Source organism: Arthrobacter crystallopoietes (assembly GCF_017603825.1).
GTDB classification, from domain to species: domain Bacteria; phylum Actinomycetota; class Actinomycetes; order Actinomycetales; family Micrococcaceae; genus Crystallibacter; species Crystallibacter crystallopoietes_B.
In genome coordinates this window covers 4325423-4341693 of the sequence record NZ_CP072014.1, presented here as the reverse complement: position 1 = coordinate 4341693, position 16271 = coordinate 4325423, and the positions used below count along the sequence as shown (strand labels likewise).

General features: G+C 64.7%; 15 protein-coding genes. 10 read left to right on the top strand and 5 right to left on the bottom strand.

Annotated features, from left to right (window positions below; genetic code table 11):
• Window positions 1-218 precede the first annotated feature (218 nt).
• The 4 genes from J5251_RS20020 (at window position 219) to J5251_RS20005 (ending at window position 1939) form a co-directional block, all read left to right on the top strand.
• Window positions 219-650, top strand: a complete 432-nt coding sequence (locus J5251_RS20020; protein WP_208574885.1) for a type II secretion system F family protein — start codon at window positions 219-221, stop codon at window positions 648-650.
• A 142-nt stretch (window positions 651-792) separates the two neighbouring features.
• Window positions 793-1089, top strand: coding sequence for a DUF4244 domain-containing protein (locus J5251_RS20015; protein WP_208574884.1), 297 nt, complete (start codon window positions 793-795; stop codon window positions 1087-1089).
• Between the two features lie 5 nt (window positions 1090-1094).
• On the top strand, window positions 1095-1553 hold the full coding sequence (locus J5251_RS20010) for a TadE family type IV pilus minor pilin (RefSeq protein WP_240792990.1): 459 nt from the start codon (window positions 1095-1097) through the stop codon (window positions 1551-1553).
• The gene (locus tag J5251_RS20005) at window positions 1550-1939 is read left to right on the top strand and encodes an Rv3654c family TadE-like protein (RefSeq protein ID WP_208574883.1); all 390 of its coding nucleotides are present in this window, start codon (window positions 1550-1552) and stop codon (window positions 1937-1939) included. The genes J5251_RS20010 and J5251_RS20005 overlap by 4 nt, the downstream gene beginning before the upstream one ends.
• 4 nt (window positions 1940-1943) lie before the next feature.
• Here the strand turns inward: J5251_RS20005 and J5251_RS20000 are convergent, their stop codons facing one another.
• Window positions 1944-4286: a DEAD/DEAH box helicase gene (locus J5251_RS20000; protein ID WP_208574882.1), complete on the bottom strand. Its 2343-nt coding sequence runs from the start codon at window positions 4284-4286 to the stop codon at window positions 1944-1946.
• A gap of 98 nt (window positions 4287-4384) precedes the next feature.
• Window positions 4385-5059, bottom strand: coding sequence for a GNAT family N-acetyltransferase (locus J5251_RS19995; protein ID WP_139004563.1), 675 nt, complete (start codon window positions 5057-5059; stop codon window positions 4385-4387).
• A gap of 98 nt (window positions 5060-5157) precedes the next feature.
• Here J5251_RS19995 and J5251_RS19990 point away from each other — a divergent pair, with 98 nt between their 5' ends.
• Window positions 5158-6051, top strand: coding sequence for a rhodanese-related sulfurtransferase (locus J5251_RS19990; RefSeq protein ID WP_139004564.1), 894 nt, complete (start codon window positions 5158-5160; stop codon window positions 6049-6051).
• Window positions 6052-6123: 72 nt separating this feature from the next.
• Here the strand turns inward: J5251_RS19990 and J5251_RS19985 are convergent, their stop codons facing one another.
• Window positions 6124-6741, bottom strand: coding sequence for a GNAT family N-acetyltransferase (locus J5251_RS19985; protein ID WP_208574881.1), 618 nt, complete (start codon window positions 6739-6741; stop codon window positions 6124-6126).
• 103 nt (window positions 6742-6844) lie between these two features.
• Between J5251_RS19985 and J5251_RS19980 the strand changes: the two genes are divergently transcribed.
• The 5 genes from J5251_RS19980 to proC all read left to right on the top strand — a co-directional run bounded on the left by J5251_RS19980 (window position 6845) and on the right by proC (window position 14127).
• Window positions 6845-8371 (top strand): DUF7059 domain-containing protein, encoded by a 1527-nt coding sequence (locus tag J5251_RS19980; RefSeq protein ID WP_208576234.1) that lies wholly within the window; start codon window positions 6845-6847, stop codon window positions 8369-8371.
• A gap of 74 nt (window positions 8372-8445) precedes the next feature.
• On the top strand, window positions 8446-9099 hold the full coding sequence (locus tag J5251_RS19975; RefSeq protein ID WP_139004566.1) for an ArsR/SmtB family transcription factor: 654 nt from the start codon (window positions 8446-8448) through the stop codon (window positions 9097-9099).
• Window positions 9100-9240: 141 nt separating this feature from the next.
• Entirely contained in the window at window positions 9241-11967 is a 2727-nt protein-coding gene (topA, locus tag J5251_RS19970; protein WP_208574880.1) for a type I DNA topoisomerase, read from the top strand.
• A 39-nt stretch (window positions 11968-12006) separates the two neighbouring features.
• Window positions 12007-13032 (top strand): Ppx/GppA phosphatase family protein, encoded by a 1026-nt coding sequence (locus tag J5251_RS19965; protein ID WP_139004568.1) that lies wholly within the window; start codon window positions 12007-12009, stop codon window positions 13030-13032.
• A 240-nt stretch (window positions 13033-13272) separates the two neighbouring features.
• Entirely contained in the window at window positions 13273-14127 is an 855-nt protein-coding gene (gene proC, locus J5251_RS19960) for a pyrroline-5-carboxylate reductase (protein ID WP_208574879.1), read from the top strand.
• A 3-nt stretch (window positions 14128-14130) separates the two neighbouring features.
• Here proC and J5251_RS19955 read toward each other — a convergent pair whose 3' ends face one another.
• Together J5251_RS19955 and J5251_RS19950 are read right to left on the bottom strand one after the other, a co-directional pair.
• Window positions 14131-14769 (bottom strand): potassium channel family protein, encoded by a 639-nt coding sequence (locus tag J5251_RS19955; protein WP_413542043.1) that lies wholly within the window; start codon window positions 14767-14769, stop codon window positions 14131-14133.
• Between the two features lie 37 nt (window positions 14770-14806).
• Window positions 14807-16219 (bottom strand): TrkH family potassium uptake protein, encoded by a 1413-nt coding sequence (locus J5251_RS19950; RefSeq protein ID WP_208574878.1) that lies wholly within the window; start codon window positions 16217-16219, stop codon window positions 14807-14809.
• Window positions 16220-16271 lie beyond the last annotated feature (52 nt).

Below are 16271 nucleotides of genomic sequence, written 5' to 3'. Positions count from 1 at the left end.
ATCCGTATGTGCCGAGGGAGAGGACCGATATGGCTGGATTGATTATCCCGCTGCTCATCTTTGGAGCGCTGTGGCTGCTCGTAGGTCCTTGGCCAAGTCTCCGAAAACGCGGGTGGGAACGTCGCCCCGCCAGCACGTCACACTGGTTCCGTGCGGTAAAGCGGCAGTCGTCAGACGCCGGAGCCAGCCGGACAGGTGCCGCCGGGAGCAACAATGAGGTGAGCTCACCCGACACGGCGCTGATGCTGGACCTGCTCGGGGCCATGATCCAATCCGGCACCTCGTTGCCTGCCGCGGTGGCGACGCTTGCTCAGGTCGCCGGACCTCGCAGCAGCGAACGGCTGGATAAAGTCGCCTCGGCCCTGCAACTCGGAACAGAGTGGCACACGGCCTGGGGGCTCGTCGGCAGGGACACCCGCCTGGACGAGATACAGGAGGCGCTGCAGTTCGGAGCAGCCACCGGCGCGCCCTCCGCAGCAATCCTGTATGCCCAAGCAGACCAACTGCGCCGCCGCCGCAGGCAGGAAGCCGAGCGGCGTGCGGCCACCTTGGGGACCCGGCTGGTCCTGCCGTTGGGCTTGTGCGCGCTGCCATCCTTCATCAGCCTGGGTGTCGTGCCGGTGCTGATCTCGTTGCTCCCCGACCTGTGAATCGGCTCCGGAAACAGTTATCCTCCACACACCTTCTTCCGGGAGGGCTTGTGCACTTGGGAGAAAACGTCGGTGTTACGCCGGCTTGCACGGCGGCAGGCTCATAAGTACCGCAACTTTGCGGCTCAACCAGGAGGTAGAAATGTCCCGATCAACCCAGTTCTCCCGTTCTTTCGACGGCTCCACCGCGGCAGAAGCGTCCGCCGAATCGGAGGAGCTCGCCGAGGTCATCGAACTTCCGCTCCCGCATGCGGACGAAACCACCCGCCGCGGCTGGCGCGGGCTGACGGGTTCGGAAGCGGGAATGGCGACCGCCGAATACGCCATCGCCACACTTGCCGCCGTGGGCTTTGCCGGGCTGCTGGTGCTCATCCTGCGCAGCGGGGAGGTGCGGGGGCTCTTGACGGGCCTCGTGGAAATGGCACTGACCGCGGTGTGAGACCTGTGCTCCAGCGACAGGATTCCTGCTGCCGCGCTAAGCGTACGCCCGGCGCGGCAGCCGGAAAGACCAGGGTGGCCCGCCGGCGGAGCGGTGACCGCGGGTCGGTCACCGCCGAGACGGCCATCGTGATGCCGGCAATTGTGGCGGTGCTGGCCATGCTGCTCGCCGGGGCCGCCGCCGGGTCAACACAATTGCAGTTGGAGAAGGCCGCGCAGACAGCCGCTCGCCAGCTAGCCCGGGGCGAAACGGCGGCGGTGGCGGCCTCCGCTGTCCGCCGGATTGCGGGCAGCGGAGCCACGTTGGCAAGCGGAAACGCCGGAGGGTGGATCACCGTGAGGACCACTGCGGCGGTACCCGTTCCCTGGGCAGGCGTCGGCGGCTGGACCTTGGCTGCAGAAGCGACCGCACCGGCCGAGCAACACGCGGTCTCATCGGCGACGATCTCGGGAGCGACGAAATGACACGAGACGCTGTTACCCCGCTGCGCGAACGCGGTTCCGGCACTGTGATGGCGGCGGCAACAGCACTGTTGATGTGCTTTCTGACGGCGGCGCTGGCGGCGGGAATGCAAGCCAGTACCGCCGTCGCGCGCGCGTCCAAGGCCGCGGACCTCGCAGCCTTGGCAGCCGCCGATGCCGCCCGTGGGCTGCTGGTCGGGGACCCGTGCGGCTTGGCCGATGAAGTCGCACGCGAGCATGGCGCCGAGCTGGAAAGTTGCCGTCGGCACGGTGCGACGGGAGCCGTAGTCGACATCGACGTAGCCGTCCCGTTACCGCAGCTGTTCGGTATGATGCATGCGCCGTGGAGGGAGGCTGAAGGGCGGGCCAGGGCTGGCCCGCCGCCCTGACCGGTCAGCGCGTTGCTTCCGCCGCGGGCATATCGGCCGCGGCGAGCAGCGCATCGATCAGCATTACGGCACCGGACTTGTCCAAGGGGTTGTTCTTGTTGCCGCACTTAGGTGACTGCACACAGGACGGGCAGCCGGACTCGCATTCGCAGGACCGGATAGCGTCGCGGGTGGCGGTCAGCCAGGTCCGGGCAGCGTCGTAACCCCGTTCAGCGAAACCGGCTCCGCCCGGATGGCCGTCGTAGACGAAGATCGTCGGTTTCCCGGTGTCGGCATGCAAGGCCGTGGAGACTCCGCCGATGTCCCACCGGTCGCTCGACGCTACCAGCGGTAGCAGCCCGATCCCGGCATGCTCGGCGGCATGGAGGGCTCCGGGAATCCTGGCCGCAACCAGGCCGGCCGCGGCAAGATCGGCATCGTCGATGGTGAACCAGACTGCCTTGGTAAACAGTTCCCGCGCACCCAATTCGAGCGGTTCTTCACCCAGGATCTCGTTGGAGATGAAAGCCTTGCGCTGAAACGAGATCACCTTCGTCGTGACTTTGACTTCACCGAAAGAAGCACGGACCCTGCCCCAGTCTGCACCGCGTAGTTCTTCCAGAACCTCGATCTGGGTGATGTCCCGGGCCTGCGTGTAGTAGTCGGGATTGGACCGGGTAACCATGGCGCAGTGGTCCTGCTCATTGAGCTCGTCCACGATGTACGTGGTGCCTTGGTGGACGTAAATAGCTCCGGTGTGGGCCTGGTAATGGGACTGCGGCGAGTCCATGGTGCCCAGCAGCATGCCCGATTCCGATTCGACGATGTTGATGGGACCACCGCCGTCGCCTCGGAGGTTAACCAGGGACGCTGCGCTTTCGGCGTGTGTCCAATACCAGCCTGCAGGACGACGCCGCAGATAACCGTCCGCCGTGAGGCTATCCAGCAGGGATTCGGCGGTGGGACCGAAGAGCCCCAGCTCTGCCGGAGTCAGCGGCAGCTCCTGGGCCGCCGAACAGAGATGCGGCCCGAGGACGTAGGGATTTGACGGGTCGAACACGGTGGCTTCGACGGAGACGTCGAAAACCGCTTCAGGATGGTGCACGAGGTAAGTGTCGAGCGGATCATCACTGGCCACGAACGCTGCCACGGCATCCTGCCCCGCCCTGCCTGCCCGTCCGATCTGTTGGAACAGCGAGGCCCGCGTGCCGGGCCAGCCTGCGACCAGTACCGCATCCAACCCGGAAATATCGATACCTAGTTCCAGCGCGGAAGTACTCGAAACGCCAAGCAACTGACCAGACCGGAGCTTGTTTTCAAGTTCCCTGCGTTCCTCGGGCAGATAGCCGGAGCGGTAGGCAGCGATCCGTCCGGGCAGCGACGGATGGACCTCTTCCAAGAGCCTTTTGGTAATGCTGGAGATAGTTTCCGCCCCGCGCCGTGACTTGATGAAGGCGATGGTCCGGACGCGTGCGGAGACAAGATTGGCTAGCAAATCGGCGGTTTCGGCTACTACGGTCCGTCGTTCACGGGCGCCGTTTTCGCCCTTGAGCTCCGTTAGTTGGGGCTCCCAGAACGCTACAGTGGTGGCGCCGTGGGGCGAACAGTCCGTCGTCACAGCGTCGGCGTCGGCACCGATCAGCCGACCAAAGGAAGAGGCCGGATCGGACGACGTGGCGGAGGCGCCGATGAAGACAGGGTCGGCGCCGTAGCTGGCGCAGATCCGACGCAACCGGCGCATCAGATTGGCCACATGTGAACCGAAAACGCCGCGGTAACTGTGGGCTTCATCGATGATGACGTACTTGAGTCGGCGGAAGAACCTGGCCCACCAGGTGTGGTTCGGCAAAATGCCAAAGTGGAGCATGTCCGGATTCGCCAGGACGAAATTGGCGTGGTCGCGGATCCAGCGGCGGGCACCGGGATCCGTGTCGCCGTCGTACGTTTCGGCCCGCACCGTCGGCAGTTTGAGGGATTTGATGGCGGACAGTTGGTCTGCGGCGAGCGCTTTGGTTGGAGCCAGATACAACGCGACGGATCCCGTGGGTTCCAGCCTGGTTTGGTCCTCCAGCGACGTACGGTGGATCGAGTCCAGCGCCGGGAGCTGATACGCCAGCGACTTCCCGGACGCGGTACCTGTGGCAATGATTGTGTGGCGGCCGGCATGGGCCGCTTCCGCGGCGAGGACCTGGTGCCGCCACGGCTGGTGCATGCCCACGGTGGCATAGGCATTGACGACATCCGAGTGGGCCCAATCGGGCCAGGGTTCGTGGATGGCGTCCCGGGCAGGCAATTCGCGGACGTGCATGAGCTGTTCGGGGTCCGGACCGGAGCCGAGCAGGGGGATCAGGGAATCATGCAGTGCCACCCGAATATTGTGTCACCTGCCGGAAGCAGACGGCGCCGCTGCCCACCCGAGCAGCCGCCACCAGGAAGGAAGGCAGGGCGTACTTGTCAGCGGTGGGGCTAAGCGGCGTCCGAGGGCTTGAGGATCAGGACATCGCACACCGTGTCCCAGCCCAAGTGCTGGTACAGCATGCGGCCGTCATGCGAGGCGATCAGCAAGCCAGTTTCCACTAGATGCTCGAACGCTGAAGCCGCCAGGGCGCGCATGATGTGGGTGGCTAGGCCGCGGCGGCGAAAGTTGTCATGGGTCTCGATGTGGTCGAAGACCGCGACACCATCCACCACAGCCATCACGCCGTGGGCCGCTTCCTCCTCGCCGTACATGACGCGGGCGCGGTGCACGTTGCCGTCCCGATCGATGAACGTCTTGAAATCGGGGTCCCGGTACCAGGGATCCTCGGCGTCCTGTTCGGACATGTCGGTGACCATCATGGACTGGTCGCTGTGATGGACCCTCAGCCCGTGCTGCGGCGCCAGCATATGGTAGCGCTGCGGATCACGGGTCAGTACGGTGAGCATGCGCTTGGGCGATTCGAGCGTATTCCTGGCGAGATCCGCGAACTCCTCGTCGCCGGGCTCATAGGCAAAGAACTCCCAGTCGCCCGTCTTGTCGGCGAGCACGATGGCCGGATGCCCGGCTTCGCGAGCCGGGGAATAGCCGCGGCAGGCTGACCAGCCGGCAACCCACGCCGGGAGCAAGTTATCAGGTACGTCTGCGGTGAAATCGAGGCCCATAGGTAGACAGTACCGAACCAACAGCGTGGGCGGCATCCGAAGTAGATGACAACAAGGTCACAATAACCGGTTTGCCATCTGCGCTTACCCTTAAATACGTGGCTGTAAACCGAATTGTGCTTTATTACGCGTTCACCCCCTTGCCGGACCCCGAAGCGGTACGGCTGTGGCAGCGTGCCCTTTGCGAAAAACTGGGACTGCGGGGCAGGATCCTGATCTCCGCGGACGGCATCAACGGTACCGTCGGCGGGGAAATCGGTGCGGTCAAGCAGTATGTGAAGGCCACCCGCGAGTATCCGGCGTTCAAGAAGATGGACATCAAATGGTCGGAAGGTGGTGCCGAGGACTTCCCGAAGCTGAGCGTAAAGGTCCGTGACGAAATCGTGTCCTTCGGCGCACCAGGAGAGCTCAAGGTCGACGAGAACGGCGTGGTCGGCGGCGGGACGCACCTGAGGCCGGAAGAACTGCACGAGCTGGTCGAGGCCAAGAAGCAGGCTGGCGAGGATGTGGTCTTCTTTGACGGCCGCAACGCGTTCGAGGCGCAGATCGGCAAGTTCAAGGACGCCATAGTCCCGGATGTCGCCACCACCCACGACTTCATCAAAGAGCTGGAATCCGGCAAATACGATGACCTCAAGGACAAGCCCGTGGTGACGTACTGCACCGGTGGCATCCGCTGCGAAGTGCTGTCCTCGCTCATGGTCAACCGCGGTTTCCAGGAGGTTTACCAAATGAAGGGCGGCATCGTCCGCTACGGCGAGACATTCGGGGACGCCGGGTTGTGGGAAGGCTCGCTCTATGTCTTCGACAAGCGCATGCACATGGAGTTCACGCCCGAAGCGAAGACCATCGGCGAATGCGTCCGCTGCCAAGGTGCAACGAACAAGTTTGAGAACTGCTCGAATCCGAGCTGCCGCAACCTCACCCTGTATTGCACCGAGTGTGCGTCGAACCCCGAGACCCTCCGCTGCCCGGACGGCTGCGCCGCCTAAGAGAGAGGCGGCCGGTTTCGGCGCCGGTTCCAGCTCCCGCGCTGCGTCCGGGACAGGCTTGAGTGCCGGCTGCTAGGCCTCCACAGGTAGCTCGCGGGCGGAACCGGTGGATTCCATTGGCCCGGCTTCGGGCCACAGCCCGCCGGAGGCGTCCTGCGGCTCGGTGACCTCTTCTTCGGTCTTGAAGATCCGCAGGCCGCGCGCCTGGTAGTTGGCCAGCGCCGACGGCCCGTCCAGCGAGCAGGTGTGGACCCATACCCTGCTGACGGGTGCAAAGCGTTCCCACCGGGCGTCCAGTTGCCACGCCTGCTGGATCCCTTCCGTCAGCAGCGCGCCGCCGAACCCTTCACCGATGAACTCCGGGAAGAGCCCGAAGTACACGATCTCTACTTCGGTGCCCGCCGCGCCGGGACGCCCCATCAGTTCCACGTAGCCGGCCGGGGCGCCTTCCACCAATAGCACCCAGGTCTCGGAACCCGGAGTGCGCAGTACTTCGTCCCACTGGGCGCGCGTCAACGCAAGGCGATCCGACCAGTTCCAGCCGCTGCCGACAGACCGGTAGAGGAACTTGCTGAACTCGGGACTGATGCTGCGGACCTGTTCGATCCGGGTACCCGGCGCCAGCGGGCGCGATCCCGGAACCAGCTGCTCGGGCGCAGTCTGCTCCAGATAGGTGGTGGTAACAAGCATGCGCCCATTTAACCATTCCTGCTCCGCGCCTAGACTTTGAGGCGTGACTGAGTTCAATACCGGCAACATTCCGGACGCCCCGCAGAGTACGGATCTGCAGCTGATGGCTGCCCTGGCCAAGGACCTGACGGCGCTGGATTACACGGTGGACGGGGTCCAGCAATTGCTGGGCGACGAAGCCTACGAGGCCTTGGACCGGGACCAGTTGATTCCGGCCCAGCTGGTAACCGATCGCGAACTTGACGCTGCCAGGTCCAAGCCGTTGGCCGCCGTCGTACGTTTGTGGCTTCTGGGCGGGACGCTGGAACGCGACCAGCTTACATCGGCCTTTCCCGCCGTCACGCCCGAAGGGCTGCTGGCACTGGGGCTGATCAACAACGACGGCGGACGCTTCCGTCCCGCCGTTGACCTCCGGCCGTATGCGTTCGACGAAACGCAGCTGTGGGTGGCCAGCGACCTGGGTGCGCACCAGGCACCCGGGGTGCTGCGGCGGGACCACGTGCTTGGGATCGGGCAGGCCTCGCTGACGCTGGCGCAGTTGACTGTCCGCGCGCCGGTGGAACGTGCGCTGGATCTGGGCACGGGCTGCGGCATCCAGCTTTTCCACCTGCTGGGCCACGCGCGGCATGTGACGGCCACGGACATCTCGGAACGCGCCTTGGCCTTTACCCGCTTCAACCTGCTGCTGAACGCGGGCGCACTGGATCTGGATCCGCAGAACCTTGCCGAGCGGGTCAGCCTCCGGCTGGGCAGCCTGCTCGACCCGGTGGCTGGCGAGCACTTCGGGCAGGTCGTGAGCAATCCGCCGTTCGTCATCACGCCGCGCACCGAGGAGACTGCCGATGAGGAGCAGTTCACGTACCGTGACGGCGGACTGCCCGGCGACGACATTGTCTCCACGCTGGTCCGCCGCCTGCCCTCGGCGCTGGACACAGGCGGGATGGCGCAGATGCTGGGAAACTGGGAGATTCCGGCCGGTGCCGGTTCCTGGCATGACCGGCTCGAAGTCTGGCTCGATCCGAAAACCGAGGCTTGGGTGATCCAGCGCGAACAACTCACTCCGTCGTCGTATGCACAGACGTGGCTGCGGGACGCTTCGGAAAACCGGGATCCGGGTCTCTACGGCCGTTCCTATGCAGCGTATCTGGAAGATTTCGCTTCCCGTGATGTGGAGAGCGTGGGGTTCGGCATGATCTGGCTGCGGCGCAGCGAAAGCGCCGCCCGGCTGCGCAGGTTCGAGGAAATCGGCTACGCGATCGAGCAGCCCATCGGGCCGCATCTGGCCGCCGCCGTCCACCGGCACGATTGGCTCGAGGCACACGCGGAGGACTTCGCGGACCAGCGGCTGCAGCCAGCCGAGGACGTCACGGAGGAACGCCATCAGCGCCCGGGGGCAGAGCATCCGGGCGTGATCCTGCTGCGGCAAGGAGCGGGCTTCCGCCGCACCAATTTGATGAGTTCCGAGCTGGCGGGCTTCGTCTCCGCCAGCGACGGTGAACTGACAGTCGGCCAGCTGGTGGCTGCGCTCGCAGCCCTGCTGGAGAGGCCGGACGCGGAATTCTCCGAACAGCTCACCTCCGAGGTGCGCAATCTCGTGGCGGACGGCTTCCTCGTTCCTGCCGCGGCGTAGGTGCCTCAATCGTTGCCATTTCGCAAGTGAACCGGCTCACTGCCGCGCTCTGAAGGGCACTAGACTTACCTTCCATGACCAAAGGTGCAGCGCCATTTACCGACCCAGCGCCCGGCGAAATTTCCGGAGCCGGGGCGCCGGCGGGCTCGGGGGACCGGGTCAACATTTCAGATGCGAGGGCCATCCGGGCGCTCGCCCATGCGGTGCGCCTGAAAGTTATCGAGGAACTATTCGATACGCAGCAGCCGGCCACGGCCACCGAGCTGGCGCAGCGGCACGGACTAACGCCGAGTGCCATGAGCTACCACTTGCGGGCCTTGGAGAAGTGGGGCTTCGTCAAGCGCAGCGCCAACCAGGGCGACGGCCGGGAGCGGCACTGGCAGGCAGCCGCGGGACGGCTGGATGTCACCTCGGTGGCGGACAGCCGGGCGGCAACCCTCGGCGTCGTCGATGTTGAGCTCAACGACCTGCGCCAGCGCCTCTCCAAGTACGTCAAGCGGGACAAACAGGCGCCGAACCCGGACACCTGGCGCCAGGAGGGCCACCTCGCCGCGCTGAGCACCGGCCGCTTTTATCTGACAGAGGAGCAACGCGCGGATCTGGGCCGCCGGATCGGCGAGATCCTGCTCGAGTTCAGCCCCACCACAAATCCCGAAAACCGGGGCGAAGACGCCCAAAAGCTGTACTACGTATTCTCTTTCCTGCCCGGGGATATCGACGACGCGTAGAGCTCCCGCCGGCCCCGTGCCTGCACCCGATTTTCTTCGTTGTGCCATTCTTGGGGCTAACCTAGAGCTGGCAGCTGTCCCGGATACTTCGGGGACAGGATGCATCTGCCGCACCGCCACAGCAATTGACGTAGGAGAATCGTGCCACCCAAGGCCCGCGAAAAAACCGGTATGAAACTCGTCATTGTCGAGTCTCCTGCCAAGGGCAAGACTATTGCCGGGTATCTCGGCGAGGGTTTTGAGGTCACGGCCTCAATGGGCCACATCCGGGACCTGCCGCAGCCGTCGGACCTGCCGGCCGAGCTGAAGAAGACTTCGGTGGGCAAATTCGCCGTCGATGTCGAGAAAAACTTCGAACCTTACTACGTGGTTTCTGCGGACAAGAAGAAAAAAGTCGCCGAACTCAAGAGCCTGCTCAAGGACGCCGACGAGCTCTACCTCGCAACTGACGGTGACCGCGAGGGCGAGGCCATCGCGTGGCACCTGCTTGAGGTGCTCAAGCCCAAGGTCCCGGTCCACCGGCTGACCTTCCCCGAAATTACCCGCGAAGCCATCCAGCGTGCCCTGCAGGAAATGCGCGATGTGGACACCGATCTGGTGGACGCGCAGGAAACGCGCCGCATTGTGGACCGGCTCTTCGGCTACGAACTGTCCCCGGTGCTGTGGCGCAAGGTCAAGGCCGGGCTCTCTGCCGGGCGCGTCCAGTCCGTGGCCACCCGCCTGGTAGTCGAGCGCGAACGTGAGCGCATGGCCTTTCGCTCCGCGTCCTACTGGGATCTGCTGGCCACGGTCGAACCCGAGGATGCTGCCAAGGGCGGCGCGTTCAAGGCGAAGCTCGTTTCGCTTGACGGCTCCCGCGTGGCTACCGGAAAAGACTTCAACGACGCCGGTGTGCTCACCGCCAAGTCCGCGGTGCACCTCGATGAGGCGGCTGCTTCGTCCCTCGCCAACGGTCTGCGCACCGCGGAGTTCGCCGTCCGTTCGGTGGAGAACAAGCCGTACACCCGGCGCCCCGCCGCGCCGTTCACTACCTCGACGCTGCAGCAGGAATCTGCCCGCAAGCTGCGTTTCTCGGCCCGGATCACCATGCAGGTGGCCCAACGCCTGTACGAAAACGGCTACATCACGTATATGCGTACCGATTCGCCGGCGCTGAGCGACCAGGCCGTCAACGCGGCACGCCGCCAGGCCTCGGAGCTGTACGGCCCGGAGTACGTACCGGATGCCCGCCGCGTCTACAAGGGCAAGGACAAGAACGCGCAGGAAGCCCACGAGGCCATCCGTCCTGCCGGCGACTCCTTCCGTACCCCGGGCCAGGTCCGCAGCCAACTCAGCAGCGACGAATACAAGCTCTATGAACTGATCTGGAAGCGCACCGTTGCCTCCCAGATGGCGGACGCAAAGGGCTCGACCTCCACCGTTCGCCTGGGCGCCGTTGCTCCGGACGGCCGGGACGCGGTCTTCTCCGCTTCCGGTACCGTCATCACCTTCCCCGGCTTCATGGCCGCCTACGAGGAAGGCAAGGACGCAGCCCGCGATGAGGACGACGACGCGGCCACCGGCCGCCTGCCGCAGCTCGCCGAAAAGGACGCGCTGAAGGCCCAGGACGTTGCCGCCGTCGGACACGAAACCTCCGCCCCGCCGCGCTACACCGAAGCCTCGCTGATCAAGACGCTGGAAGAGCGTGGCATCGGCCGGCCGTCCACCTACGCGGCTACCATTTCCACCATCATGGACCGCGGCTATGTCAGCACCCGCGGCTCAGCTCTGGTTCCTAGCTGGATCGCGTTCTCCGTGGTCCGCTTGCTGGAAGAGCACTTCCGCGACTACGTGGACTATGACTTCACGGCCGCGCTCGAAGAGGACCTGGACCGCATCGCCCGCGGCGAGGCGAGCCGGGTGGACTGGCTCGACGGGTTTTACTACGGGGACCGCAAGGAAACGGGCCTGAACACCATCGTCAACGACCTGGGCGAAATCGATCCCCGGGAGATCAACTCGATCGAAATCGCCGAAGGAATCACCCTGCGCGTGGGCAAGTTCGGCCCCTACCTGGAGCGCGCCGCCGTGCTCGATCCGGAGACCGGAGAGCTGGCCGACCCGCAGCGTGCAAACGTTCCGGACGATCTCGCACCGGACGAGCTGACCGCCGAAAAGGCCGTGGAACTGATGGATAACCAGGGCCCGGGCGAACGAGAACTGGGGCAGGATCCGGAGACGGGCCGGACCATTGTGGCCCGGGAGGGCCGTTACGGCGCCTATGTCACCGAGATCATTCCGGAGCCCACGGCCGAGGAGCTCGCGAACCAGCCTGTGGAGTACTACAAGAACGGCAAGCCCAAGCCGCCGAAGAAACCGGTCAAAGTCAAGCCGCGCACCGGTTCCCTCTTCAAGTCCATGACGGTGGAGACTGTCACGCTGGAAGACGCCTTGAAGCTGATGAGCCTGCCCAGGGTGCTGGGTACGGATGCCGAAGGCAACGAGATCACCGTGCAGAACGGCCGCTTCGGCCCGTACCTGAAGAAGGGTACGGACTCGCGTTCCATCGGTTCGGAAGACGAGATCTTCACCATGACGCTGGAGCAGGCGCTGGAGATCTACTCCCAGCCGAAGCAGCGCGGCGGCCGGACCGCTGCGCCGCCCTTAGCCGAGTTCGGCACGGATCCCGTCTCGGAGAAGAACATCGTGGTTAAGGACGGCCGTTTCGGTCCGTACATTACCGATGGCGCGACCAATATTACGGTGCCCCGTTCGATGAGCATCGAGGAGCTGACCCGCGACCAGGCCATTGAACTGCTGGCCGAAAAGCGTGCCAAGGGTCCGGCCAAAAAGCCCGCCGCCCGGCGCAAGGCCACGGCCAAGAAGTAAGGGACAAACAGCCGTGCTTTCAGCCGACATAATAAGAGCATGCGTCTAGGCGTCCTCGATATCGGTTCGAACACCGTCCACCTGTTACTGGTCGACGCCCATCCGGGCGCCAGGCCCGTTCCGTTTGCCTCGCACAAGCGGCCGCTATCGCTGGTGGCCTATCTGGATGGCGAGGGGAACATCAACGAGGACGGCCAGCAGGAGCTGATCGGGTTCATCCGGGAGGCGTGGGCATTCGCCGGCCAGCACAGCGCCGAGGACATGCTGGCTTTCTGCACGTCCGCTATCCGGGAGGCTGCCAACGGCGACGCCGTGCTGGCCCGCGTGCAGGCTGAAACCAACGTCGCCCTGCAGGAACTGACCGGCCCGCAGGAAGCGGCGCTGACCCTGGTCGCGGTCAGGCGCTGGTACGGATGGGGCGCCGGCACCATTCTGGATCTGGACATCGGCGGCGGCTCTTTCGAAATGGCCATCGGACATGATGAACAACCGGATGTGGCGGCATCGGTTCCGCTTGGCGCCGGACGGCTGACCCGTGACTGGCTGCCATCCGATCCGCCCAGTGCCGGCAGCGTCAAGGACCTGCGGCACTACATCAGGGAAACCCTTGCGCCGGCCGTTCAAGAGTTCGACGGCGCGGGGTTCCCGGATCTCGTCGCCGGCACTTCCAAAACGTTCAGGTCCCTGGCCCGCATTACAGGAGCAGCTCCGTCCGCGGCCGGACCCTACATCCGGCGCGAACTACGCCGCGAGGATCTTTCCCTCTGGACCCAGAGGCTTTCCGCGATGCCGGCCAGCGACCGGGCCAACCTGCCCGGGGTTTCACTGGTCCGCGCCCCGCAGCTCCTGGCCGGGGCACTGGTCGCGGAGGCGGCGATGGAGATGTTCAACATCAGCTCGATGGTGATCTGCCCGTGGGCCCTGCGCGAAGGACTCATCCTCAAGCGCTTCGACCATCTGCTGTACGACAGCGATGCACCGGTGCGCCCTGTGGGGACTGCCCTCGTCCAGAAGGCACTGGAACCTGCTCCGGCGGTCGAAAGGCTGGACAGAGCGATACCTTAGCCAGCTGCTGGTTAAAGAGAAGGTGCCGGCACAGCCTGCGGACGGTTGGGGGAGACATCCGCGGGTATTGCCGGCACCGGACCAGGAGACCCGGTCCATAATCACTCGCACCTTCATGAGGTAGTAATTAAGGTAGGTTTCCTTGTTGGGATATCGCCTTTAAGATGCTGGGAAAAGACTGTGAATCGGTCCCGACACAGAAACATGCCGGGGCCGGCGGCTGCGTGATTCAATGGCAACATGACTGCGCAGACTACTGAAACCACCGGCCGGATCGTCTTTCTGGGATGCGGTTCCATGAACGAAGCGGTGCTCGCGGGCCTGTTGGCCGCCGGCACTCCTGCGGCGAATGTGACCGCGACGGTCCGCCGGAGCGAGCGGGCGGAAGAACTGCGCAGCCGCTACGAGGGTTTGACCGTGCTGGCCGAAACCGAGGACGCGCAGGCCAATCTCAAGGCGGTGGAGAGTGCCGCGCTGGTGGTGCTGGGGGTTAAGCCGGTCGGCATCGTCGACTTGTGCCGCAGCATCGCGTCCGCCCTGTCGCCGCAAACCGTGGTCCTCAGCGTTGCGGCCGCGGTCACGATCGCCACTATGGAGGCCGCGCTGCCCGAGGGCCAGCCGCTCGTGCGCACAATGCCCAACACACCGCTAAAGGTGGGCCGGGGTGCCGTCGGGCTTTCGGCCGGCAGCAACGTTACCGAGGATCAGCTGGCGGCGGCAGCCGCGGTGTTCTCCGGGGCAGGCACCACGGTCATCGTTCCGGAAGGGAACCTCGACGCCGTTTCCGCCGTCAGCGGATCGGGCCCGGCCTACGCCTTCTACCTTGCCGAAGCCATGGCGCAAGCAGGCGTGAAGCTTGGCCTTGATCCGGAGCTGGCCATGGCTCTGGCCCGCGATACGGTTGCCGGCGCCGGCGCTATGCTGGCCCAGGAGGGGGCGGACCCCGTGGCGCTGCGCAAGGCGGTCACCAGCCCTAACGGCACCACCGAACGCGCTATCGCCGCCTTCGACGAGGCTGGGTTGCCGGATATCATTGCCGCCGGTGCACGTGCGGCTGCGGAGCGCGCAGCGGAGATTTCCCGCGAACTCGCCTGAGGGCTACGGCCGCGCCGCGAACCGCTCGAGCAGATCCACATGGCCTGACACGATAAGCATGTCCCGGCTGGACACTTTTGTCTCGGGCCGTGCGTAAGTGAAATCCTCGCCGGGAGACTTCACGCCGACCACGGTGATGCCGTACTTGGAGCGGACCCCCGACTCGCCGAGGGTGAAGCCCTGGGTCTCCTTCGGCGGGTACATCTTCACGATCGCAAAACCGTCGTCGAACTCGATGAAGTCCAGCATCCGTCCGCCCACCAGGTGCGCGGCGCGGCGGCCGGCGTCGGCCTCCGGGTAGATAACATGGTTGGCGCCGATGCGGGTGAGGATCTTGCCGTGCGAGGCCGTAATGGCCTTGACCCACAAGTGTTCGATACCCAGATCCACCAGATTGACCGTGATCAGCACGGAGGACTCGATCGAGGTACCCACACCGACGACGGCGGACGTAAAGTCCTGAGCACCGAGCTGGCGCAGCGCGTCGATGTTGGTGGCGTCGGCTTCGACGATGTGGGTCAGCTGGCCGGACCATTTCTGGACCAGGGCGGGGTCGCGCTCGATGGCCAAGACCTCCCGGCCCTGCTTCACCAGCTGCTCGGCCGTGGCCGCGCCGAAGCGGCCCAGGCCCACCACCAGCACCGGAGCGTTGTGTGCCGGACGGTTGCTGTTCGACTTGTCAGCCAATGATCGGCCTCTCTTCCGGATAATGGAACAATTGTCGGCTTTCACGCAAGGCTAGCGCGGAGGCCAGCGTGATAGTACCTACGCGGCCTGCGAACATCAGGGCCGAGAGGATGTACTTGCCCTCAGGGGGCAGTTCGGCGCTGAGGTTGGTGCTCAGCCCGCAGGTTGCGAAAGCCGAAATGACTTCGAACAGTATGCGGTCCAGGTCCTCATCGGTCATTGACAGCAGCATGCCGGCAGCCACGGCCACGAAGGTAGCTCCCATGACGATAACGGAGATCGCCACGCGCATGGCACCCTCGGGAATTGTACGGCCGTAGGCGTTAACGTCCCTGTTGCCGCGCGCCTCCGCGGCAATCGCAAGGAAGACGATGGCGATTGTGGTTACCTTGATGCCGCCGGCCGTCGAGGCTGAGCCGCCGCCCGCAAACATGAGGGCATCCGTGAGCAGCATGGTCGGGGAGTCCATGGCGTTTTGGTCTACGAGGTTGAAGCCGCCCGAGCGCATCATCACCGAGGCGAAAACCGCGTGGATGCCTTTGTCGGTGGGGGAGAGTCCCCCGATCGTATCCTCGTTCTGCCATTCCATGAAGCCCCAGGCTATGGCCCCGAGGAGCAGCAGGAGGGACGTGACTTGAACGGTGAGCTTGGTGTGCAGATTCCACCTGCTGAACCGCCAGCCGCGTTCCAGCAGGACCATAACAACGGGGAAGCCCAAGCTGCCTAGAAATACCCCGATCATCAGGGGAGTAAGAATCCAGAGGTCTTCTTCATAGGGCACCAGACCGTCGGAGTGCGGCGTGAAGCCCGCGTTGTTGAATGCGGAGATGGAGTAGAAGACGCCATGCCAGACAGCTTGTCCGAAGGATTCGCCCAGAATGATGAACCGGGGGATGAGCATCAAGGCCAGCGCCAGTTCGATGAGCACCGACGTGGTGATGACGATCCGCAGCAGCGTGCCGACTTCGCCGAGCCGGCCGGCATTGTTCATGGCCTGCTGGGCAATCAGTTTTCCCCGGACGCCCAGCCGTTTGCTCACCATCAGGGCCAGCATGGAGGCCAGCGTCAGGGTGCCCAACCCGCCGATGAAGATGGCGAGCAAGATAATCGCCTGGCCGAAGAAGGTCCAGTGGGCGGCCGTAGAGACAACCGTCAGGCCGGTCACGCACACGGCCGAAACGGCTGTGAAGAAGGCGTCGTGCAGCGGCGTAATGTTCCCGTCCGCAGCGGCGCCGGGCAGTGACAACAGGCCCGTGAAGACGAAGATAACGCCGGCGTAGACAATAAGGGCCAGCCGCGCCGGAGAACTGTTGGCGACGCTGTCGACAAAATCGCGGATCCTCAGCAGGAAAGAAAGCTTCCCTTGCTTCCGATCCTGCCGACTGAACGGCTGGTTTATTGTCATACGGTTCGCTTCTGACGGGCTGGTAGGTTTCCTGGCGGGTTTGGGGACTTGG